Below are 23,513 nucleotides of genomic sequence, written 5' to 3' on the forward strand. Positions count from 1 at the left end.
TTCCGTGGTGAAGGTAAAAGTCAGTGGACCTGCGTTGCCTGGGCCGGATCGGGAACCTATTTTCCACTCACGGCAGCAGCGCAGCTAACGCCAAATCACCATTATAGGCGAAGAAGAGGAGGCAAAAGATGTGCCCACGCACCTTCGGACCAAATATGACTGTGCGCAAAACCCAGTGCATGCTTGTTTTCTACTGGTGCGTGGGCTCATCTGCCAAGCGCCGACGGAACGGTAGTCCTTGCCGACCGGTACCCTCACATTAGAGGTTCACCGCTCCCCCAAAACTAATGGCCGCGAGGCCCGGCTGTCAACACGACCCTGACCTGCACCGATGGGCATCATCGCAGGTCAGCGCCGTGTTGATCGACTATACGCGTTAGTAATTTGGGTGCAAGGCTGGCATTGAATTACGCTTGATCTTCCACCTCGACAAAGTCCTCGCTGGCGTACAGTTCCCTGCCTTTATGCACAGTTTGCAGGCAACGCGGATCGTTTTCCGTGTCGAGCGCAGGCAGCAGTGGCGTACGTGCCCGGGGGTCGGTAGACCATGACTGCACTCTTTCATCGGCAACCTGAACCATGAGCTCTTCAACCTCCCACACGGCGAAACTAGCCGGGGCGCCAGGCACCAGCTGACCGGCCAAGGGATTTTCAGACTTGGCTGCTCGCCAACCTGCCCTGGTATGGCCGATGAATGCCGCCCGCGCGGAGATCCGTGCGCCCTGATTGTGGTGGTTTAGTGCCGCACGCACACCAGCCCACGGGTTCAACGGCGTGACAGGAGCATCAGAACCAAAACATACCGGCACGCCCGCATTGTAAAAGCGCGCCAAGGGGTTCAGCTCCATGGCCCGCGTGGAACCGAGTCGTTGTGCGTACATACCTGTGGGGCCGCCCCACAGCGCGTCGAAGGCGGGTTGAACGGAGACCGTGACAGCGTGCTTGGCCAAAGCCGCCATGGCTGATTCGTCCACCATTTCAGCGTGCTCCAAGCGGTGTCCTGCAGCTCTTACGGCTTCGATACCCACTTGTCGGGCTGCCTGCTCAAGCCCTGCCACAGCAATGTCCATGGCTCCATCGCCAATAACGTGGAATCCCCCACTCAATCCCAGCTTGGAGGTGGCGGCAAAGTGCAGTGCCACTTGTTCGACGCTCAGCTGTGCCGCTCCAAACTGTGGTGTTCCACCGGAGGCTGGGGTGTCGGCATAGGGTTTGCGCAGCAGTGCAGAGCGGGATCCCAGGGACCCATCTACGTTGATGTCCCCTGCCAGCCCCAGCACCGGCACCCCCAACCCGTTGAGCACTTCACGGGCCTCATCGACGCTGGCAACCAGCTGTCCCCAATATGGCAAGACTTCCGGCAGGGCTTCTAGCGTGTCACCGGCACCACCCATTCCGGCACCGCTTGTTAGAGCCATGAGTGCAGCCAAGTCTGCTGGGGATCCGACATGGGGTGCTCCCATTTCCGCAAGCGCCACATAGCCGTTGGCGCCAGCATGGCGCAGGGCCCGTTGCTGCACCATGGTGAGCTGTTTGTTCGTCAGTTCTCGGGCTGCATCCCTGGCCGTTGCGTGCGCCAGGCCGCTCACAAGCCCGTCGCCATCCCATCCTGGAAGATCGGCAAGACCGCAGCGCCCGGCCAGCGACGCAGACACCAGCCCGGAGTGCACGTCGACCCGAGCCAGGTACACCTCCCGCCCACCGGATGCCCGCTCCAGTTCGGCGGCAGTCGGGAGCTGCGGATCAGCCCACTGCGAGTTGTCCCAGCCTTGCCCAAGCAACACGCCGGCGCGGGCACCATTTCTGGCAGCTGACGCCACGCTGTCCAACAACTCCTGTGCGCCGTGCACCCCTGTCAGATCAAGCGAAGACAGCGCTAAACCGGTTTCGGTCACGTGAACGTGGGAGTCGACAAAGCCCGGAGCCACCAGAGCCCCGCCTAGATCCACTACGCGCATGCGGGCATCCAAAAGCGAGCTGGCGGCGTGCTCGGAGCCCACCCAAGCCACCACATCCCCGTCCACCAGCATGGCCGTGGCAAAGGGGTCGGCAGCGCTGTAAATGGAACCGTTGCGGTACAAAGTCAATGACATGGAAAAGCTGTCCTTTCAACAAAGCTAAACACAGAGATGATAAAAACCCATGGCCACAGCGGCGAAGGGAAACTAGTTCACAAGGGCCGAATACGCCACCACGCCCCGGCGTACAAGGTCCATGGCAGAGTGGCACGTCTTGGCGAAGCCGGGTGGCAGTGACGGCACCTGGGCCAGCTGGCCCAACAAGTCAATGACCTGCTTTGACCAGCGCACAAAGTCCCCCGCGGCAAGGTCCGTGCCGTGAAGCGCCTCTTGGAGGCTGCGCCCCTTCGCCCATTTGTACATGGGCCACATCAAACCGAATTCTGGTTCACTGGTCAGCGGCAGCCTGTGCGCCGCCTCGGCATCCTGCAGTTTGGACCACAGCACCACTACGTCCTCCACGGCCTGTTCCAGCCCCACACTGGGCATCCGCGGGCGGGTACCCTCGGCGTCGCGCTTGGACTGGTACACCAGGGCGGTGGTGAAGGAGGCCAATTCTGCCGCGTCCAAGTCCGCGAAGGAGCCCTGGCGCAAGGCCAAAGCCACCAACAGGTCCTTTTCACCGTACACACGGCGAAGGCGCTGTCCGTCGTCGCTGGGACGGAGCTCACCGGCGTCGTTTGCCACCACAAATCCGTAGCTGGCCAGCAAATCGATGACTCGGTCAAAGGTGCGCGCGATCGTGTTGGTGCGGGCTTGAATGGCCCTGACTATGCCGTCGGTTTCACGGCGCAGCTTCCACCAGCGTTCCGACCAGCGGGCGTGGTCTTCCCGCTCGCTGCAGCCGTGGCACGGATGTGCCCGCAACTTCCTGCGCAGCGCAGCAAGGGCCTCATCCTCCCCCGCGGCACCTTCTTGGTAGGTAAACGCGGACGAGCGGTGCGGACGCTGCTCAGCAGTGTTCTCGATCTTCTCCTGCACGGCTGCCAGCAGGTGCCGCTTGTCCTTGGGAATCTTTGCATTGAAGCCCTTCGGCACGCGCACCCGCGCCACGGCCGCAACGGGGCCGCTGAGTTCCTGCACGCCCAGCCGGCGGTAAACACGGTCCATACCCACCACACCCGGGCGTGGCTGCCGCGTGCTGGTGTCTGCCTCAACCACGACGGCGTACCCCGGGTTCCGCCCGGCCGTCACCATGATCACGTCCCCGGACCGCAGGGAGGCCACGGATTCCAGTACGGCCTCGCGGCGCTGCTTCGCCTTGGATTTGGAGGCACCTGATTCTTGGTCGGAGAGTTCCCGGCGAAGCTTGGCGTACTCGTTGAAATCGCCCAAGTGGCACGTCATGGATTTTTCGTAGCCAGCCAGGGATTCCTCCCGTGACCGTACTTGGCGTGCCAGATCTACCACTGAACGGTCTGCCTGGAACTGGGCAAAGGACGACTCCAGGATTTCACGAGTACGTCCTCGGCCGAACTGGGCGATGAGATTGATGCTCATGTTGTAGGTGGGGCGGAAACTGGAGTTCAGGGGGTAGGTGCGCTTGGAGGCGAGGCCACCCACGGCAGCAGGGTCTGTGCCAGGCTGCCACAACACCACAGCATGACCCTCCACGTCGATGCCGCGCCTGCCGGCACGGCCAGTTAGCTGGGTGTACTCCCCCGCAGTAATGCCCACGACGGCTTCACCGTTAAATTTCTCCAGCTTTTCCAGCACCACGGTGCGGGCTGGCATATTAATGCCCAGTGCGAGGGTTTCTGTGGCGAAGACGGCACGGACCAGGCCGTTGACAAACAGGTCCTCCACCACTTCCTTGAAGCTGGGCAGCATGCCCGCATGGTGTGCTGCCAGGCCCCGCAGCAGCCCGTCCCGCCATCCCCAAAACCCTAGGACGTCCTTGTCAGAGTCTGGCAGTTCGGCGCAGGCACTGTCCACGCGACGGGCGATCTCTTCACGTTCGGCCTCAGTGGTGAGCCACAACCCTGCCGCTGCGCACTGCTGCACCGCTGCGTCGCAGGCTGCTCGGGAAAAGATGAACGTGATGGCCGGAAGCAGTTCTTGGCTTCCCAGCGCACGGATCACCTGCGGCCGAGAAGCCGCCCGGGCAGAGGACCGAAGCTCGTGTGCATGCCCGCCTTGTAACTGGTTGTTCTGTGCCTGACCACTGAAATCTTGGTAACGCCGGCCGCGTGCTCCCCCGCCCCGGCGCCCATAGTTGGACCCGCGCCCCGTGGTGACGGTCTCCGAGCGTGCCAACTTCAACAGTTCCGGGTTGATCGCAGGTGTCTTGGCCGCGGCTCCGCCGCCGGATCGGGCGACTTCGTCAAAAGCCACGTCCTCGGCAAACAAATCGACGAGGTCCCTGCGGACCATGACGTGCTGCCACAGCGGAACGGGGCGGTGTTCGGAGACCACCACGGCGGTGTCGCCGCGGACAGTGCCCAGCCAGGCACCAAACTCTTCGGCGTTGGAGACGGTGGCGCTCAGTGAAATGACACTCACTTCGCTGGGCAGGTGGATGATGACTTCTTCCCACACAGCCCCGCGGAAACGGTCTGCCAGGTAGTGCACTTCATCCATGACCACATAGGCCAGTCCGGCAAGGGTGTTGGAGTCGGCATAGAGCATGTTCCGCAGCACTTCGGTGGTCATGACCACCACGGGTGCCTCGGAATTAATGCTGGTGTCCCCGGTTAACAACCCGACGTTCTTGGCACCGTATTTTGCTGCAAGGTCCTGGTATTTCTGGTTGCTCAGTGCCTTGATGGGCGTGGTGTAAAACGCCTTGTACCCCCGCTGCAGGGCCAGGTGGACGGCAAATTCCCCCACAATGGTTTTGCCCGCTCCCGTCGGAGCAGCAACCAAAACACCGCGGCCTGCCTGGACGGCACGGCACGCGGTGTTTTGAAAACCGTCTAATTCGAAACTCAGCCCGGCCGTGAACTCAGCCAGGTCGGTGCCCCTGTCCCGGGCCCGCTCCTTGGCTGCCAGGTAGCGTTCGGAAGGACTGGGAATATCAGGGGTGGCCATGGAACAAGACTACGTCAGCTCACAGTATCTCGAGGTCCTTCGAGGGCGTGGCAACATCTGCATTGGCCTCGGACTCCTTGACCTTCTTCGCTGCCCGGCGGTCCCTGCGCTTGTCATTGATCATGCACAGCCCAATGGCGCCGAAGTACAGCACCAGCAGGGGTGCGGCCAGGAAGAACATGCTCATGACATCTGAACCAGGCGCCGCCATTGCCGAGACGATCGTCACACCAAGGATGGTGAAACGCCAAGCCTTCAAATATGTTCGGCCGCGCACCAAACCAATGGCGTTCAGCGCGAAGAGAAGCACCGGCACCAGGAAGGCAACACCCATGAACAGCATCAGCTGTAGCGCAAATTGCAGGTAGTCAATGGCCTTCATGATGTTGCTGCCGCCAGTGGGCGTAAAGGACGTCAAAGCCCTGACGATGTTGGGCCAGATGATCCAGCCAACAAAGATGCCAGCGAGGAACAACGGCACGGAGGCGAACATGTAGGAAAGCGTGTAGCGGCGTTCTTTTTTGGTCAGCCCCGGGGTAATGAACGCCCACAGCTGGTAGATCCACACCGGCGAGGCGATGATCAGGCCGAGGATGAGTGAAATTTGGATCTTCAGGTCAAAGGACGTTGTCACGCCCTCAAAGTTCAAGGACGCATTGATGTGCCGGATTTCGCTAATTTCGCGCAATGGTGCCGTGAGCGCGTACATCAGCGGATCATAAAGGATCCAGCCGATGATGATGCCTGGAATCATGGCCAGGGCGCTCTTGAAGAGACGGTTCCGAGCCTCAATCAGGTGCGCTTTGAGCGGCATCCTGCCTTCAGGATTGGCTTTACGGCCCTTTGTGGCACCCACCGTTTCCGCTACCGTTTCTATGACTGAGCGCCGGTACCGGTTCCGGTACCGTCGCCCTGCGTGTACCCCTGTGTCGGGTTGTTGACGATCTTGCCCTCAACGGGTGCTTCAGGGGCGGGAGAAGGCGCAGGTGCAGGTGAGGGTGACGGAGTCCCGCTCTTCGCGTCTTCCTTGCCGTCGTTCTTCATTTCCTTGACCTCGGACTTGATGATCCGCATGGACTGGCCCAGGCTACGGGCCATGCCGGGCAGCTTCGGAGCTGCAAAGAGCAAGAGAACAACAATGATGATGATGGTGATAGCCCAAGGGCTCTCAAAAAGTCTTCCCACGGTAACGCCTTTCCTTTTGTTTCATCCTAAGTAGTGCAGTGCTTCGATGTCGCGCAAGGACTGGAGCTGTCCGCGTTCTTTCCTGCGGGCGACGCGCTTTTGAAGGCGGGCGAAACGCCGTTCTTCTTTTGCAGCTAGGTAATCATCCTTCATTTTTTCAGGCGTTGCAAAAACCGCACTCCCCGGCACCGTTGCCCGTGGTTCTGTGACGTGCGCAACTGCGGCCCGTTCCAGGCTTTCATCCCAGTACGTCCCACGTTCTTCCGACACATCGGCGAACGTACGTGCCGTGGCCGAAGCGCCGCGCCAAACTTTAAACGCCAAAAAGGCGATGAACAGCAGGGACAGCGCGACGAGCGCCACCCAAATGAGAATCCAAGACCACCAAGGCATTTTTTGAGTCTAACCGTCCACGCTGGGAACAGGCCGGACAGTTTCGCCCACAGCGTCATAGCTGCATGTCGCCTCGGACAGCCATGCGGCGGCAGCTTCCCGGGCGGAAGCAGGTGAAACCACCTGGGCGCGCCCTCCGAGACGGGCCATGAGCGGGCCGAGCATGGCCGTGTCCCCGACAAGGAACACCAACCCCGCCATTCCGTTTCCCAGATCGAAGAGTTCAGCATTGTAGGTCGGACCCAACCTGCGGGCCGTGGCGTTGTCAGCACTGATGCGTACCTGCACATCTGCACTGCCGGGGTCATATATTCCGCTGTCCGGTTCCCACGACACACGTCCTGACGGTTCATGTTCCTGCGTGCCGGCGTCGGACAGGTCCTTGATGTTTTCGACACGGAAACTGCGGAACCCGTTGGCCCTGCGGCACCACGCCCGCACGTACCAGTCTGAATCGATGGAAAAGAGTCTGCGTGGTTCCACAGTGCGTTCGCTGAGTTCGTCTCGATTGCGCACCAGGTACGTGATGGAGCACGCACGTGAGTTCACGATGGCTTGTTGCAGGGCCGCGATGGTGTCCATCTGCGCACCTGCAACCAATTCAAGGACGACGGCGTCGGCAAGCCAAGCGTCGTCCCCGGCCACTGCGGAGACGGAGTCGATGGCGTGGTGGAGCGACTGGGCCTGTCGTGTTCCCGGAACGGCCGTGAGTGCCCTCAACCCCACCAGCACTGAACACGCTTCTTCCTGGGTCAGCCGCAACGGACTGGCCAGGGTCTCAGCATCCCTGATGAACACTTGCCCGGCTGCGGTGGTGACGTCCATCAGGTCCCCGTGAAAGTAGCCAGGGAGCCCTGTGACGTTGAGGGTGTCCCGATCCTTCGCCCATTGTGCAGCGGATATCCCAAACTCCGCCAACACCTCGTGTTCTTCCACGCCCGGATTGGCCACCAGGTACGGCACCATGGACAACAGCCTCACGAGCCTGTCCCTGGTATCCGCCTGTTTACCGGAGTTACTAGGCAAGGGTGTGTTCCAGTCAAGTCCCTGCACTTCCTGGGTGGCCGTGTCGGCGGCCTGTTGCAGACGCGCTGCCACGGCGTCACGCAGTGCGGGAGGGTCCAGAACCAATCCAGCGGCTCCCATGGCCGCAACGTCGTCGGCCATGAGTTCGGCCTCGCGATAGCTCACACGCAGGACTTCCCAGCCTGGCCTGCCCCACGGTGAATCGGTGAGTATCCTCGTGCCGTTGCGGCTACGCAACCAGTGTGCGGTCCCCGTCGGTACGGCAATGTTTGCGGTGGCTGGCGTTTCCGTGCCCAGCCTGCCCAACACGGGAACCATGCTGAAGTCTGCAGGACGGTCAAACGTTTCGCGTGCGTGGACGGCCACCTCGGACGTGATGCGGCTCAGCCGGAAACTGCGTTCTTCATTCTTATGCACATCGAACGCGGAGAGGTACCACTGCCCGTATTTGCTGCCCAGCCCCCATGGTTCAACGGTGCGCTCCGTACTTTCGGCTGAACCGGCGTTGCGGTAGCGAAACGACACGCGGTGGTGGCTGCGCAAGGCATTCCATAATGGTTCAAAGGCTGTTTCGGCCGTGCGCACCCGTGACTGGGACGTGGTTTCGTCCTCGTACCAGGGGGTTGCTGCGCGTGCTGCAATCTTGCGCAGCGCAGCCTGGGCGGCACCGGCGAGTGTGGCACCGGCCCAGAGGTTCGCGGCAAGGGACACCAATGCCATCGCGGTCTCATCCAAGCGGATGGCGGGGACCCTGTAGTCGTCGGGTTTGATGCGGTACAACACCTGATCGCTCGGATCCGTGCCGGGCAATCCGTTGTGGGTGATGGGGATGCCCAGTTCCAGCAGCACCTTTTTGTCCCGCTCAAACATGCGTTCAAAGGCAGCGTCCGCCTTATCCGCCGCAGCCACGGAACCGGCATAGCCGTTGATGGTTTTGCGGAGGTGGCTTTTGCTGTAGCCGCGACGGGTTCCCAGCAGCGCGATCACCAGGTTCAGCAGGCGTTCAGTGGCATCAATTTTTGTGGACACAGTGCCCACAGTACTAGGCCCAGGGCCCCGCACTTAAAGCACAGCTTAAAGCCCTGCGGCCCCGATTCCATGATCGGGGCCGCAGTAGCTGGTAGAAATCCTTGGTGTGCTTAGCGCACCCCAACCAGGTCCACCACGAAGATCAGTGCTTCGTTGGGCGCAATGGCACCCGCGGCGCCACGTGTTCCGTACGCCAGCTCAGAGGGGATCTCCAGGCGGCGGCGGCCACCAACCTTCATGCCCAGCAGGCCCTGGTCCCAGCCCTGGATGACCTGGCCGACGCCGGCCCTGAACTCCAGCGGCGTCCCGCGGCCCCATGAGGAGTCGAACTCTTCGCCGGTGGAGAAGGCAACGCCCACATAGTGGGTGGAGACGGTGTTGCCAGCGACCACTTCGGTTCCGGTGCCCTCAATCAGGTCCTCAATGATGAGTTCCGTGGGGACGGCGTGGTCCGGGAAGTCAATCTCGGGCTTGGTGCGGTCAAAGTTGCTGTTTCCGACAGACATGGTGCTCCTTAGGTTGGTAATAGAGTTGAAATTGCTGATGATTACTGAATGCCAAGAATATCAACGACGAACACGAGGTCGCCCTTCGCCTTGCCCTGCCCCCCGTCGCCGTAGGCCAGGGCCTTGGGGATGACGAGCAGTACCCGGGAGCCCACCGTCTTGCCGGTCAGGCCCTGTGTCCAGCCCTTGATGACGTTGCTGAGCGGGAATGTGGCAGGGGTGCCGCGGTCAAAGCTGGAGTCAAAGACTTCCCCGCCAACAAAGTTCACGCCCACGTAGTTGGCCACAATAGTGTCCGTGGCCTTCAGTGCGGGCCCGGTGCCGGTGATCAGATCCTGGACCACAAGTTCCGTGGGAGCCTTGGCATCGCCGATGGTGATCTGCGGGATGCCCTTGTCGTTGTCCTTGACGGTGGGCAGACCCGCCGGCGGGGTCACCGTTTTGCCTTCAGGCTTGGTGAGCGGCTTGGCAACATCGGTGGTGGACTCGATTTGAAAAACGGTCAATGTGGCGGGCTGAGCTGGCTGTGCGGGTGCCGCGGTGCTGCCTTCCACTGCGGGGGTTCCGGGGAACGCATAGGCGACGAAGGAACCAACTTTTGCCCCGACGAACGTCGAGTACACGAGCGGGTTGGTGTTTTTGAACGCGGCGTCAAAGACCAGGCTTTGTCCAGCGGGGTCCGAGAAGCTGTTCCCGTTGCTGACTCCGTCTGCCGTGTTGAAGCCAATGGCCTGCAGAATGACTGCCTGGCCGGCCTTCACGGGCTCACCCTTGCCCTGCGTGACAACCTTGATCGATTCGGCCTTGACCTCAAGTGGATGGTCAAACGTTACTTTGGGGGCCTTTCCCTTGCCCTGGTCCTCAACCTTTACGGAGGCAAGGGCTTCCGCGTTCGACGGCGGAATGCTCGCCGAGGCGCTGGCTGACGCATCGGGCCCGGAGGCGTTGGGCGAGCCTTGGGAACACGCACTCACAAGGAGCAGCAGGGGAAGAAGCAGTGCAAGAAGTCGGCGCACAGAAACACTTTCGATGGCTGGATCATGGGCAATGCCACTCAGCCCGCACAGTGCGGGCCTTGCAACGGTGGTACTAAAGATTTTTGGCGATGCATCCGGCCACGGTGGGCACTACAAGCATTGGGCCGCCAACAGCTTATCCGCTGAAGCTGGAGAAAAGCTGTTGGCAGCCCGAGCCTGCCGATCCAGTGTGGAGATTGGACTCCTCAGGAGTTTCTACACCTTGGAAACGATCTTGACCACAAACACCAGTGGTCCGGCAGGCCTACTCAAACTTCCGGCCTGATAGTCAAACAGCATCTTGGCAGGGACGGTCAGCTGTACGGTGGAGCCGACCTTCTGGCCTGTCAGCCCAACCAGCCAGCCCTCAATGACACTTCGGAAATCGAACGTGTCGGCAACACCACGGTCGTAGGCGGAATCGTACTTGTTGCTATCAGCCCACGTCCAGCCCGTATACAGGGCTGTGAATTTATCATTGGGTCGGATGGTTGCCCCGGTTCCCTCGGTCAGCACCTGCACGGCAAGGTCGGTCGGAGAGTCGGTGTCCGGGATAGTGATGCTGGGAACGCCGTTTGAGTCAAATGTTGCCACGGGCAGCCTCCCTTCGGCTGCTAGTGCAGCAACCTCATCCGCACTGAGGACCAGGGGCATGCTCGGTGCATCTTCAGCACTTTCCACCTTGTAAATCATCAAGGTTGCATGCTGGGCCCATGCAGGCGGGTTCTCGCCGACGTCGGGTTTGGGGACTGCTTCAGCTACGTAGGCACCTACCTTGGCACTGATGAACGCGTTCACCAGCATGGGGGACTTTACGTGGTAGCTGGGGCTGAGCATGCTTTCAAAGCCTGCCGGCTGGGTGAAGTTCTCCTGGACTACTTCCCCCGTGTCTGCATCAACGACGATTGAGCGGTGGAAAATCTTCTGGCCCAGTGCAAGCTGTGCACCGTCGCCATCAGACAGCACGCCAGCCGTCAGATTATCAACGGTCAGCGGTTTCTCGAAGATGATCTTGGGGACATTCCCTTCACCCTGATCGACAACCTGCACGGACGCGAGCACGCCCAAGGCCACCGGCGGGGAGCTCTGTGGCGTGGTGGCGGATGCAGTGCGCGAGGCGCTGGGCGGGGCTTCGGAGGATGGCTCGAGCGCTGTGGGTCCCGCGTCACCCGGAGGCTCCGGGGACCCTTGCGAACAGGCACTCACGAGAAACAGCAGGGAAACAAACAGTGCTAGAAGGCGGCGCATGGGAAACACTTCCTGTGGCTTGGCTGGTTCTAAGACAATGAATCCCATCAGCCTTGCACGGACGACTGACCCCGGCCACCCAAGGAGCCGAACCTTTACAGCTTAGTAACCGCCCTGTAATGAAGCGATCAGCGCGTCAACGCGCTCGTCCTCGTGCTTAAAGGGGTCCTTGCACAAGATGGTCTGGTGGGAGCGGTCGTTGAGTTTCAGGTGTACCCAGTCAACCGTGTAGTCGCGCCCGGAGTCACGGGCTGCGGTGACGAATCTTCCACGCAGATGGGCCCGGGTTGTGGCTGGTGCTTCGTCAACGGCTGCGGCAATATCGGCTGCAGTGACCACCTTGCGTGCCGATCCGCGCCGTTCCAAAATGTTGAACAGTCCGCGCTCGGCAGAGATGTCATGGTAGCGCAGGTCCAGCTGGGCAACTTCGGGGGAAGTCAGTTCCAGATTGTGTCGCGTGGCGTAGGAGTGCAGGAGCCTGCCCTTGATGGCCCAGTCAATCTCAGTGTCGATGCTTGCATGATCCCCGGATTCGACGGCGTTAAGCGTGCGTTCCCAAAGTTCCATAATCTGCGGGACAAGATCATGGTGCGCCCCGTGTGAGCTGATAAAGGCTGCCACTTTTTCAAGGTAGTGGCGCTGGATCTCAATCGCGGTCATGGTGCGCCCATTCGCCATTTTCACGGGATGCTTGCCGGTGATGTCGTGGGAAATCTCGCGGATGCTGCGGATGGGGTTTTCCAACCGCATGTCACTCATGATGGTTCCGGCCTCGACCATGCGCAAAATCAGGTCGATGGTGCCGACCTTTAGCATGGCAGTGGTTTCGGACATGTTGGAGTCGCCCACGATGACGTGCAGCCGGCGGTACAGCTCTGCGTCGGCGTGGGGTTCGTCGCGGGTATTGATGATGGGCCGCGAACGCGTCGTCGCTGAGGACACGCCTTCCCAAATATGGTCAGCGCGCTGGGAGAACGCGTACTTTCCACCTTGTTGGGCAGGCAGCACTCGTCCGGCGCCAGCGATCAGCTGCCGGGTCACCAGGAAGGGGATGAGGATGTCTGCCAACCGCCCAAACTCGCCCTTGCGGGTGATCAGGTAGTTTTCGTGGCTGCCATAGGAGTTCCCTGCGGAATCCACATTGTTTTTGAACAAGAAGATTTTGCCATCGTAGCCCTCCAGTTCTAGCCTGCTCTGGGCCTCCTGGACAAGGTCATTCAGGATTATCTCCCCCGCCCTATCGTGGGCGATCAACTGTGCGATGCCGTCACATTCAGCGGTGGCATATTCCGGGTGGGAGCCCACATCCAAGTACAGCCTTGAACCATTGGGCAAGAAGACGTTCGAGGAACGGCCCCAACTGACGACCTTGCGAAAAAGGTACCGCGCCACTTCCTCAGGGGACAGCGGCCGCGAGCCGGGCGCCGAATAAGCCACGCCAAACTCCGTTTCAATACCAAATATTCGCCGGTCCACCAGGCACGTCTCCTTAGGTTGTTCAGTCGTTCAGTGTCTATTACTGCGTGTCTATTGCTCAGTTGTTGCTTTGCTTGGCTGGTTGCCAGTGGGGTTATACCTCGCCCAGTTCAGCGGCCACCGCAGCAGCATCGAGGCGCCTAAACGCCCTGTGCGCACCACGCACCCGGGATGCGTTGCGGTCAAGCAGCGCCACTTCCAACGACCCGGCTCCCAGGTGCAGGGACGGAGTGGGCGCGTCGCTACTTCCGCTGGCCGTCGCTGCCGCATCCGCGCGGGTGGCGTCAACGCGGGGGGCCTCCAGCGCGGAAACTGCCCACCGCAGCACTTGGCGCAGGCTCGCCCCTGCCTCCCAATGCTTGTCCAAGTCAGCCTGCACAACATCGGCCTTGCCGCCCATGGCCAAAAAGCTCGATTCGTCGGCAATGGAGCCGTCAAAGTTCAGCCGGAACAGGTGGTCTTCGCTTTGGCGCACTCCCACCTCTGCGACGGCAAGTTCAACTTCGAACGGCTTTTGCTCCGCCGTGAACACCGTACCCAGACTTTGGGCGTACACGCTGGCCAGCCCGCGCGCCGTTACATCCACCCTGTCGTAGGAGTAGCCGCGCACATCGGCGTACCGTACACCTGCTTGCCGCAAGCTTTCAAACTCGTTGTATTTACCCACGGCAGCAAACGCGATTCGATCGTAAATCTCGCCGATCTTGTGCAGTGTCGGTGACGGATTTTCAGCTACGAGGGCGATCCCACCCAAGAACGAGGCAACCACCACGGACTTGCCCCGGGCAATTCCCTTGCGGGCAAAGTCCGCCCTGTCCTTCATGACCTGTTCGGGGGAAACATAGAATTGCTGCGCCATTATGACTCCCTGCGTTCCAAGCTGCGCCGCGTCACCATGGTTTGCACAACCGTGGCCAACGCGTCATCGCCCACCCTCGTGGCGCCGTCGTACGTCACCACGTAAACCACCGGCCACAGCCGCCGCACAAGGTCCGGCCCGCCTGTGGCGGAATCATCGTCCGAGGCGTCGAAAAGCGCCTCGATGGCCACCTCCACAGCCTGCTGCGCAGTCAGCCCCGGGTGCCACAGCTTTTTCAACGCGCCGCGGGCAAACACCGAACCGGAGCCGACGCTGTGGTGCTCAAGCTCTTCATACCGGCCGCCGGTGACGTCGTAGGAGAACAGCCGCCCAACAGCCTGGTCGGTTTCAGGCCCGCCCGTTTCAATGCCGGCGAACAGCGGCACCACCGACAACCCCTGCAAGGCCATGGGCAGGTTCGCGCGGACCATGGCGCCGAGCCGGTTGGCCTTGCCTTCAAGGCTGAGCAGCGTGCCTTCGATCTTCTCGTAGTGTTCAAGTTCCACCTGGAACAGGCGCACCATGTCGATGGCGATGCCCGCCGTGCCGGCAATGCCCAGTACCGAGTATTTGTCTGCAGGGAACACCTTTTCGATGTGCCGGTTGGCGATCATGGAGCCCATGGTGGCGCGCCTGTCCCCCGCCATGAGCACGCCGCCTTCGAAGGAGAGCGCAACGATGGTGGTCCCGTGAGGGGTTGCAGGCATGGTGCCTGCGGGCAGTGTGCGGCCAAAAGGCAACAGCGCCGGGTTGTTGCGGCTCACGTGGTCCAGGAACGACGACGAGGAGCCTGCGCCTTCCAGCGCCGGAAATTCACTCCTGCTGTGGGCGTCCATGGAAGCCTACTGTCCGCCCTTTTGAACGAACCCGCGCACGAACTCTTCGGCGTTGGACTCCAACACGCCATCAATTTCATCAAGGAGGTCGTCAACGCCCATGGTGGCGGCCTGCGCGGCAGCTGAATCGGCGCTGGGGGCGGGCACCGGAAGGTCTTCGATATGTTCCTCTTGGGGCCGGGAGGAGACGTTCTTCTGTTCCTGTGAAGCCATGATGCGTCCTTCTTACGTATTTCCCAGTGCCGGGTTCGGCACCTGATCCCATCCTGTCACGGACGTGCCAAGAATGTGCTGCCCAGGTGCGTTTGCGAAGATCACATCAACGCCTGAACGTAATAACCGGTGCGCAGAGTTTAGGACGCTGCGAGCACTTTGTTCACCAGCGCGCCAAGTTCCGGCGCCGCACCTTCGTCCACAGCTGGGCCCAGTTTGGCCACAGTCACCACCAGCCCGCCCTGCAGTGCCTCCACCATGGCTGTGTGCAGGGACGTGTTGTTGGGCAGGTCTTGGCTGATCAGCATTGCCGTTTCCGTGTCCGCGTTGGTCTCCACGGGCAGTTGCTCCAGTGTTGTCTGCACCGTTTGCCCGGCAACGGTCAACGAGAAGCTTGCACAGTCGGGGCGGTTCTTGGTGCTTTCGGCCAATTTGGCGGCCAGTACGGACGGATCGGCACTCATCAAGGTGACGACCGTGGCGGTTGCTGTTGCCTCGTCCTGCCAACTGCCTGCGGCGTAGACGCTGCCCGCTGGGAGCTCGGCGTTGCTGGCGGCAAAAACGCGGCAGGACTCGGGAGTGATCCCGGCCCCATCCAAAGCCAGCTTTTGCATCCGCTGCCCCTCTGCCATGTCAGTGGCGGAAATCATGGACAACGGCTCTCCGGCGTCGTTCTTCAAAGAGGCAAGGATCGCCTCAAGTGCCACTTGGTCCATCTGCCGTGCCGGTGCGCGGGTGGTTTTGGCTGCTGCAGGTTCCGAGCTGGTCGGAGTTGCAACGCTTTGCGGGCTTGCACCCTCCTGCGCCTGGCTTGGGGCTTCTTGTGCCGGTGCCGGTGCCGGCCCAGCGCAAGAAGCCAGCGCCAGAATGGCCGCAGTTGCGAGCGAAAAAACGGTTGAAAAACGTGAAATTTCCATCGTGTCCCCTACGATCGGTTGAATCAAAAGCTACGTCTTAGTGTGTGTCGGCCAGCAACTGGGTCAGGAAGTCCTCCAAGCCGGAATTCCTCTCAAAAAGATCCGCCGTGAGTTCCTCCGTCCCGCGCAGTGGTTCCTTCGTGGAAACTCGTTGCAGGCGGCGCAACTGCGGCACCTCAAAGATGACGGAATCCCAACTGGCCCCCACCACATGGGGACCAAAGTCCTGGATGCACCGGCCACGAAAATATGCGCGCGTGTCCACCGGCGGTTGCAGCACGGCTGCAGCAATTGACCCGGCACTGACCACTCGCTGCATGCGTCCACGTTCCAGCAGTTTGTAGTACAGGCCCTTTTCTGGGCGGATGTCAGACCATTGCAGGTCGATAAGTCCCATGCGGGCATCATCCCATTCCAGGCCGTCGCGGTTCCTGTACTGCTGGAGTAAACTCAGCTTGGCCACCCATTCCAGCTGGTCGGCAAGGCTCATGGGGTCAGTGCCCAGCGCAGTGAGCACTTCCTCCCACTTTGCCAGCACCGCCGCTGTGTGGCCGTCACCCGTTTCAGGGTCACTTGAACCGTTGGCTTCGGCGTGGGCACGCGCCGCCTTCAGATAGCGCCACTGAACATCCAAGGCCGTGACACGGCTGCCATCTTTGAGCAGGTGTGTCTGCTGCTGTTCCCAGTCGTGGCTGACCGCGCGCAACGAAGCGACGGGGTCTGCGAACTGAAGCACCGGTGCCGTGCCATGTTCAATCATGTCCAGTACCAGCGACGTGGTGCCGAACTTCAGGTAGTTGGACACCTGGCTCAGATTGGCATCCCCAATGATGACGTGGAGGCGGCGGTGCTTCTCGGCCACCGCGTGCGGCTCGTCGCGGGTATTGATAATGGGGCGGCGAATGGTGGTTTCCAAGCCCACTTCAGCTTCAAAGAAGTCCGCCCGTTGGCTGATCTGAAAGCCGACTCCGGAGCCGTCCTGGCCGATGCCGACGCGCCCGGCCCCGCACATAATTTGGCGCGTGACAAAGAACGGCGTCAGCCCGGACACAATATTGGCAAAGGGCACGCTGCGCGGCATGAGGTAGTTTTCGTGGCTGCCGTATGACACCGCTTTGTTGTCGGTGTTGTTTTTATACAGGTTGATCTCGGGTATGCCGGCAGTGGCAGCTATCCTACGCACGGCCGCCAGCGCCACAAGGTCCCCTGCCGCATCCCACCGCACTGCGTCCAGCGGATTCGTCACCTCGGGTGAAGAATATTCCGGGTGAGCATGATCCACGTACAGCCGGGCGCCGTTACCCAGCACCATGTTCATCATCAATGGCATGGTCGTGTCCCCGCTTTCACCGCCTTCCAAAGCAATCTGAGCCGCCGTGAGATTCGGTTCGACGTCGGTGAGCTGGCTGGGGTGTGCTGCTTCGCGCGGCATGGACCAGCCGCGGGCATCTGCCAGCGGATCCTCGTCGGTATAGTCCCAGCGGGTCTCCCCACCCGCAGCCGCACGGTGGTTCGTTTCGCGTGAATAGGCGTGCACCACCTGGGTGGAGAGCCACGTGGCGTTGTACTGCAAGGTGCCCGGAGAGTGGATGCCGTACTCCGTTTCGGCACCCATCACCCGCACAACACTCACAAGTACTGCCCGGTGTTGGGAAGGGTTTCCAGCGTCTTGCCGGGAACCTGGCCTTCCTTGCTTTGCACGATGGTGCGAATGTAGGTGATCCGTTCACCCTTCTTGCCGGAAATACGCGCCCAATCATCGGGGTTCGTGGTGTTGGGCATGTCCTCGTGCTCGCGGAATTCGTCCACAACGGCCCGGAGCATGTGCTCAATCCGGATGCCCTTTTCACCACTGGTCAACAAGTCCTTGATGGCGTACTTCTTGGCCCTGTCCACCACGTTTTGGATGACGGCACCAGAGTTGAAGTCCTTGAAGTACAGCATTTCAGTGTCGCCGTTGGCGTACGTGACTTCCAGATACTCATTGGACTTGTCCGTGGCGTACATGGCCTCGACCGTGCGCTGGATCATAGCGTCCACCGTCTCCTGCAGACTTCCGTGGTTGGCGGCGAGGTCGTCGCTATGGAACGGCAACGTGGTGGTGACGTACTTGGCGAAAATATCAGCCGCCGCCTCCGCATCAGGGCGCTGGATCTTCACTTTCACATCCAGCCGGCCGGGGCGCAGAATGGCCGGATCAATCATGTCTTCACGGTTGGAGGCACCAATGACGATCACATTGTCCAACCGTTCCACGCCGTCAATCTCGCTGAGCAGCTGCGGCACGATGGTGGTTTCCACATCTGAAGAGACGCCGGTGCCGCGGGTGCGGAACAAGGAGTCCATCTCGTCGAAGAACACCACGACGGCGCTGCCGTCGGAGGCCTTCTCACGTGCCCGGCTAAAGATCAGTCGGATCTGGCGTTCAGTCTCCCCCACGTACTTGTCGAGGAGTTCAGGGCCCTTGATGTTCAAGAAGTAGCTCTTCTGGTCCTTGACCCCTGAGCGTTCACGGGCCCGTTTGGCGAGCGAGTTCGCCACTGCCTTGGCAATCAGCGTCTTGCCACAGCCGGGAGGGCCGTAAAGCAGGATCCCCTTGGGTGCCTTGAGCCCGTGCTCAAGATACAGGTCTGGATGCAGGAACGGGAGTTCCACCGCGTCACGGATCTGCTCAATCTGTGAACTCAATCCGCCGATGTCGGAGTAGGAGATGTCCGGAACCTCTTCGAGGATCAGGTTTTCCACCTCGGAACGCGGGATCTTCTCCAGCGCATAGCCGGTGCGCCCGTCGATGGTCAGGCCGTCACCTACTTTAACGGCGCCGCCTTGCAGAACTCCAGCCAAACGGACAACACGTTCCTCATCCGCGCGCCCAATGACCAGTGCACGGGAGCTTCCCAGCAGTTCCTTCACCGTGGCAAGTTCGCCCACGCGCTCGTAACCAAGGGCGGCAATGACGACGAAGGCCTCATTGAGCAGGACTTCCTGGCCAACGTTGAGCTCATTCAAGCGCAGCAATGGACTCAGACTCACCCGCATTTTGCGCCCCGAAGCGTAAATGTCAAGGCTTTCATGCGTGATCGCTGCGGCCTTGCCGGAAAGTGCCAGCGGCTTGTTGATGGCGATGATCGTGCCGAAGCCATACGGCGGTTCACCGTCATTTTCCAGCGCGGAACGCAGTTTGAGGATTTCACTCTTGGTGGTCTCCAGCATGGCGACGAGCTTGGAGTTGTTTTGCGTGGCCGATGCCAGCTGCCTGTCCAAGTTCCGGGCCTTGTCACGGAGCACATTGAGCTGCCGTTCTATGACGGCCTGCTGCCCGGGGCCGGTAACGTAGCTGTCCCCGTGCGACCCCGGTGCGGGGTTGGCTGAAGTGGGGTTGCCCTGGGCAGGGGTGCCTGAAGTGGGGGTGCCTGGGGAGGTGTGCATTGCGTCGTTGCTCATGACCATCTATCCTTCCGCGGCCGTGAAGGGCCGCTACTGCCAATTTTAGTGCTTATGCGCCGGGGAGCCAGTTCACTGGCCACCCAGCCGTTTCCGTCTAGCCGTTTGCGTCGCCGGCTGTTTTGTCTGTTGCCTTGTCGGTGACTTTGCCGGTGGGGGCGTCCGTGTCCTTGTCCTTGCTCTTCGTGCGTTTCGTTTGCACGGTGGAGGAGGCATCCCGGGCCGCTCGGCGAAGCTTCCGGACCGACACTGCCCTCTCCCCCACGGCTGCCGGAGTCCACGCATCAAGGTCTTCCTGGGCGAAGTCCGTCTTGGACGCACGGCGCTTGGGCGACATGCCCGTCACGCCGTCCGCCAGGCGCCGGGTCACCATGAGGAAGCCCGTGTGGGCCACCATGCGGTGGTCCGGGCGCACGGCCAGGCCTTCAAGGTGCCAGCCGCGCACCATGGACTCCCATGCGTCCGGTTCGGTGAAGCGTCCGTCGGCGCGGATGGCCTCGGCTGTGCGCGAGAGCTGGGTTACTGTGGCGACGTAGTTGATCCATACGCCGCCAGGAGCCAGCACGGTGGCCACCGCGTCGAGGCATTCCCAAGGAGCGAGCATGTCAAGGACCACGCGGTCAATGCTGCCAGCGGCTTCCTGCGCCACCACTTCGTCCTGGAAGTCGCCCAGGGAGATCTTCCAGGCAGGGTGCGGGCCGCCAAAGATGGTTTCCACGTTGCCGCGGGCAATGTCAGCAAACTCTTCACGGCGTTCAAAGGAATGCAGGTAGCCTGCGTCGCCCACGGCACGCAGCAAGGAGATGGACAGCGCTCCTGAACCCACACCGGCCTCTACGACTCGGGCTCCGGGGAAGATGTCCCCCATCGTGATGATCTGCCCGGCATCCTTGGGGTAGACCACTGCGGCCCCGCGTGGCATGGAGAGTACAAAGTCCGAGAGCAGCGGGCGCAATGCCTGGTACTGCTGGCCCACGTTGCTTTCCACCATGGAACCCTCTGGTGAGCCAATCAGCAAATCGTGGTTCAGGAACCCCTTATGGGTGTGATAGGCCGTACCGGGTGTCAGCGTGATGGTGTTCATGCGACCCCGCTCGTCTGTCAGCTGCACTCGTTCGCCGGCGCGGAACGGCCCGCGGCGCTGTGCGGCTCCGTGCGGTGCCTGGGCGGGTTCTGTGGTGGAACCGGGGTGATTCATGACTAAATCCAATCGTATTTGTTACTCGCAGAAAGGTTGTGCGGCCCATGAAGTTGCGGCCGGTGCTGTTGCAGCCGGGGGGGGGCATCCAGTCACGAAGACTGACGTCAATGGACCGGCTTGCCGGTGATGGCCGCAACCACTTTGGCCTGGCTGAGCAGCCCAGTGACCCTGCCTTCGAGGTTGATGACGGCGTACTCGGTGTCGGGAAGTTTGGCCAGGTAGGCCACCAGTTCCTCTCCCGCAGCCGCCTCAGGTACGTAGGCACCCGTCGAAAGTGCGCGTGCCACGGCACTTGAGGGGGTGGATTGGGCAGCCTGCGGGGGGACGTTGGCGAGTGCGTTTTCGTCGACGACGGCGGCGGGGCGGCCGTCCGCGCCATAGAGCACTATGGGCTCAGCGCGGTGTTCGGCCCGCAGCGTCCACAACTGCGCCACCGTGCACTGGCTCGAGGCGCTCACTGCAGGAACGGCCAGCGCCGAGGCGCTGATGGCTGGCAGCCGCAGCCTGATGCTGGCCGCCTTGATGGAGGAAGATGCTCCCAGCCACAGGAAGCCCGCCAATAAAATGACGATGAAGGACGTGGTCAGATCAGGCTGACCACCCATCATATAAGGTACGGCCAGCACAGCAACCACAAGGATCACCACGATGATCCGGCCGGCCCAACCGGCTGCGATGGTGCCTTTTTCCTGGACACCTGTGGCCTTCCAGACGATGGACTCCACCAGACGCCCACCGTCCAAGGGAGAGCCGGGCAGCACGTTGAACAGTCCAATCAGAAGGTTGGCCCAGATGAAGATGTTCACCAGCAGCAGGGCAATGGAGCCCCCCATGGTGATTTGGTCCGCGGTTGTGGGCGAAGGAATCGCCGTCTTGACGAGCCAGCCGAGCCCAGCCAGCACAAAGTTGGCGACGGGTCCGGCAAAGGCAACCATGAGTGCCTTGCCTGGGGTGGCCTTGCTAAAGTCGAACTCGGTATGCCCGCCCCACAGATTCAGCACGATCTTGTGGGTGGTCCAACCGAACATTTTTGCTGTCACAGCGTGGGCCAGCTCATGGATGAACACGGAGAACAGCAACAAGAGCGCATAGGCAAAAGCCACCGGATACGCCCAGCTCTGAAAACTTCCCTGCAACTGCGGGCCGAAGATCAGCACCGTCACGGCGGCAATCAAGAACCAGGAGTTGGCCAAAATAATGGGCGTGCCCTTGACTGAGCCAAGAACCAGCCCCTCGCGACGCTTCGGAGCGCCGTGTGCGGGATCGCTCACAAAGCAGCCCCGGCGGAAGCTGCGTGGGCAGCCAAAACTGTTGCAACGTCGTCGTACGTCCGCCCGGCCAACGTGGTCCACAGGGTGCGGCTGGGATCCGCAGGCAGGGGGACGGCGTTCGGAACCGCAATGGTGGCAACTCCGGAGGCCACCGCCGAGGCCACGCCGGGCACGGAATCTTCGATGGCGACACAATGGTTGCCGGTCAGTTCCGGATCGGTTTCACGGAGGCGCTCAACGGCCATCAAGTACGGCTCGGGGTGGGGTTTGCCGTTCTCCACCTCGTCTCCTGTGATCATGAATTCGAAGTAGTCGCTGTCGAGGGCGTTCACCACTTCACTGGCCAAGTTGCGCTCGCTCATGGTGACAAGCGCGCAGCGCACGCCCCGGCCATGAAGTTCTGCCAGGAGTTCGCGAGCACCCGGGCGCCAAGGCAGTTCCCTGCGGACGCCGGCAATGACGGAATGGGACAGGTGGTCCACGATCTCACGCACCGACAGTTGCACACCGGCGTCCTGGAGGACGGCTGCGGTGGATTCCAGTGCATTGCCCACCAAGCCCATGGCCTTTTCCACGTCCCAGTGGCCGCCGTGTTCGGTCACGAGCCCAATTTCGGCCGCGATCCAATAGGGCTCGGTGTCAACAAGGGTCCCGTCCATGTCCCATAACACGGCTTTGAGCGATGGTGGGGTCGTAGTCGCATCGGGCACAGCGGCTGCAGAGGGTAAAAGCATGCCTCCAGTCTACGGGTCACGGACAGCGGAAAGGATTTCGGCTCCGGATGCGCGTGGTGCATGGTGCAACCCGCGCCGGTGCGCCGTAGGCTGGGCGTGTGAGCAGATTTGACGAGGGACCCTCCGGCGAGCCCGGACGGTGGCTGCAAAAGGCACCCGGCGAAGACCGGGTGACCGTGCTGCTTGCCGCTTTCGAAGGCTGGAACGACGCCGGGGAGGCGGCCAGCGACGCGTTGAAATACCTGCACAAACTGTGGGGCGCCAAGAGGGTTGGAGTTATTGAACCCGATGACTACTACGATTTCCAATTTACCCGCCCCGAAGTCAGGCTGACCTCCAACGGCGGGCGCAAGGTCAAGTGGCCCGTGACGAAGATTGCCAAGGCAAGCATCCCCGGCACCGACATCGACGTCGTCTTGGTGCACGGTGTAGAACCGTCCTACCGGTGGCGCGCCTACACGGCCGAGCTTTTAGCCAAGGCCGCCGAACTGCATGTGAATTACGTTGTACTGGTGGGTGCGTTGCTGGCCGATGTGCCGCATTCACGCCCCATTCCCGTTACGGCAACGTGCGACGACGACGAGCTTGCCGAGCGCATGAAGCTGCAGCCTTCCCAGTACGAAGGCCCCATCGGCATTGTTGGCGTGTTGAACGAGGTGGCCCTGTTGGCGGGCCTGCCCACCATTTCATTGTGGGCGGCGGTGCCCCACTATGTGGCGCAGGCGCCCTCCCCCAAAGCCCAGCTGGCGCTGCTGAACCGCATTGAGGATTTCCTGCATGTTCCGTTGTCCGCCCATGAACTGGCCGACGACGCCCAGGCCTGGGAGCGTGGGGTCAATGACCTGGCTGCCGGTGACCCTGAAATCTCCGCCTACGTCCAGCAGTTGGAAGAGGCCAAGGACACCACGGAACTGCCCGAAGCCACCGGGGAGTCCATCGCGCAGGAATTTGAGCGGTACCTGCGCCGCCGGGGCCGCGAACAGCCCTAGTAGTACTTTGTTAGGTCTTGTGCGGGGGCCTTTTAATTTTGTGTGGGATCTGTTAATTTTGTTGTATGAGGCAGGATCAGGTCGCGGCGCTGCGAGAGGAGCTTGAGGGCTTTGTCGCCGAG

19 protein-coding genes and 1 pseudogene are annotated in these 23,513 nt (G+C 61.4%); 1 reads left to right on the forward strand and 19 read right to left on the reverse strand.

Features of this window, described 5'->3' with window-relative positions:
* Positions 1-407 precede the first annotated feature (407 nt).
* The 19 genes and pseudogenes from JMA46_RS11005 to JMA46_RS11095 all read right to left on the reverse strand — a co-directional run bounded on the left by JMA46_RS11005 (position 408) and on the right by JMA46_RS11095 (position 22,402).
* Positions 408-2,093, reverse strand: coding sequence for an amidohydrolase family protein (locus JMA46_RS11005; protein ID WP_207345381.1), 1,686 nt, complete (start codon positions 2,091-2,093; stop codon positions 408-410).
* Between the two features lie 72 nt (positions 2,094-2,165).
* Positions 2,166-5,048 (reverse strand): DEAD/DEAH box helicase, encoded by a 2,883-nt coding sequence (locus JMA46_RS11010; RefSeq protein WP_207345382.1) that lies wholly within the window; start codon positions 5,046-5,048, stop codon positions 2,166-2,168.
* Between the two features lie 19 nt (positions 5,049-5,067).
* A complete protein-coding gene (tatC, locus tag JMA46_RS11015) occupies positions 5,068-5,862 on the reverse strand; it encodes a twin-arginine translocase subunit TatC (protein ID WP_207345383.1) in 795 nt (264 codons plus the stop codon).
* Positions 5,863-5,921: 59 nt separating this feature from the next.
* Complete coding sequence (gene tatA / locus JMA46_RS11020; RefSeq protein ID WP_207345384.1) at positions 5,922-6,233, reverse strand: Sec-independent protein translocase subunit TatA; 312 nt, start codon at positions 6,231-6,233, stop codon at positions 5,922-5,924.
* A 21-nt stretch (positions 6,234-6,254) separates the two neighbouring features.
* Entirely contained in the window at positions 6,255-6,626 is a 372-nt protein-coding gene (locus tag JMA46_RS11025; RefSeq protein ID WP_207345385.1) for a hypothetical protein, read from the reverse strand.
* A gap of 9 nt (positions 6,627-6,635) precedes the next feature.
* Positions 6,636-8,681 (reverse strand): WYL domain-containing protein, encoded by a 2,046-nt coding sequence (locus JMA46_RS11030; protein WP_207345386.1) that lies wholly within the window; start codon positions 8,679-8,681, stop codon positions 6,636-6,638.
* Positions 8,682-8,791: 110 nt separating this feature from the next.
* Positions 8,792-9,187, reverse strand: coding sequence for an FKBP-type peptidyl-prolyl cis-trans isomerase (locus JMA46_RS11035; RefSeq protein ID WP_207345387.1), 396 nt, complete (start codon positions 9,185-9,187; stop codon positions 8,792-8,794).
* Positions 9,188-9,228: 41 nt separating this feature from the next.
* Positions 9,229-10,203: an FKBP-type peptidyl-prolyl cis-trans isomerase gene (locus tag JMA46_RS11040; protein ID WP_207345388.1), complete on the reverse strand. Its 975-nt coding sequence runs from the start codon at positions 10,201-10,203 to the stop codon at positions 9,229-9,231.
* 216 nt (positions 10,204-10,419) lie between these two features.
* Positions 10,420-11,451, reverse strand: coding sequence for an FKBP-type peptidyl-prolyl cis-trans isomerase (locus JMA46_RS11045; RefSeq protein WP_207345389.1), 1,032 nt, complete (start codon positions 11,449-11,451; stop codon positions 10,420-10,422).
* 102 nt (positions 11,452-11,553) lie between these two features.
* A complete protein-coding gene (gene pafA, locus JMA46_RS11050) occupies positions 11,554-12,927 on the reverse strand; it encodes a Pup--protein ligase (RefSeq protein ID WP_207345390.1) in 1,374 nt (457 codons plus the stop codon).
* A gap of 94 nt (positions 12,928-13,021) precedes the next feature.
* Positions 13,022-13,786 (reverse strand): proteasome subunit alpha, encoded by a 765-nt coding sequence (prcA, locus tag JMA46_RS11055; protein WP_207345391.1) that lies wholly within the window; start codon positions 13,784-13,786, stop codon positions 13,022-13,024.
* Positions 13,786-14,622 (reverse strand): proteasome subunit beta, encoded by an 837-nt coding sequence (prcB, locus tag JMA46_RS11060; protein WP_207345392.1) that lies wholly within the window; start codon positions 14,620-14,622, stop codon positions 13,786-13,788. The genes prcA and prcB overlap by 1 nt, the downstream gene beginning before the upstream one ends.
* Before the next feature lie 6 nt (positions 14,623-14,628).
* On the reverse strand, positions 14,629-14,835 hold the full coding sequence (locus JMA46_RS11065; protein ID WP_207345393.1) for a ubiquitin-like protein Pup: 207 nt from the start codon (positions 14,833-14,835) through the stop codon (positions 14,629-14,631).
* A gap of 140 nt (positions 14,836-14,975) precedes the next feature.
* Positions 14,976-15,752: a hypothetical protein gene (locus JMA46_RS11070; protein WP_207345394.1), complete on the reverse strand. Its 777-nt coding sequence runs from the start codon at positions 15,750-15,752 to the stop codon at positions 14,976-14,978.
* A gap of 37 nt (positions 15,753-15,789) precedes the next feature.
* Positions 15,790-17,367, reverse strand: coding sequence for a depupylase/deamidase Dop (dop, locus tag JMA46_RS11075; protein WP_207345395.1), 1,578 nt, complete (start codon positions 17,365-17,367; stop codon positions 15,790-15,792).
* 14 nt (positions 17,368-17,381) lie between these two features.
* Positions 17,382-19,055 (reverse strand): annotated as a pseudogene (arc, locus tag JMA46_RS11080) (proteasome ATPase); the annotation flags it as partial.
* A gap of 238 nt (positions 19,056-19,293) precedes the next feature.
* Complete coding sequence (locus tag JMA46_RS11085; RefSeq protein WP_207345396.1) at positions 19,294-20,394, reverse strand: tRNA (adenine-N1)-methyltransferase; 1,101 nt, start codon at positions 20,392-20,394, stop codon at positions 19,294-19,296.
* A gap of 107 nt (positions 20,395-20,501) precedes the next feature.
* Entirely contained in the window at positions 20,502-21,668 is a 1,167-nt protein-coding gene (locus JMA46_RS11090) for a M50 family metallopeptidase (RefSeq protein ID WP_207345397.1), read from the reverse strand.
* Complete coding sequence (locus JMA46_RS11095; RefSeq protein ID WP_207345398.1) at positions 21,665-22,402, reverse strand: HAD family phosphatase; 738 nt, start codon at positions 22,400-22,402, stop codon at positions 21,665-21,667. Before JMA46_RS11095 ends, JMA46_RS11090 begins: the two co-directional genes overlap by 4 nt.
* Positions 22,403-22,545: 143 nt before the next feature.
* On the opposite strand from JMA46_RS11095, the gene JMA46_RS11100 reads away from it, so the two are divergent.
* Positions 22,546-23,391, forward strand: coding sequence for a PAC2 family protein (locus tag JMA46_RS11100; RefSeq protein WP_210768707.1), 846 nt, complete (start codon positions 22,546-22,548; stop codon positions 23,389-23,391).
* Positions 23,392-23,513 lie beyond the last annotated feature (122 nt).

It is taken from the genome of Arthrobacter sp. E3, from assembly GCF_017353415.1.
In the GTDB taxonomy this organism is placed as follows: Bacteria; Actinomycetota; Actinomycetes; order Actinomycetales; family Micrococcaceae; genus Specibacter.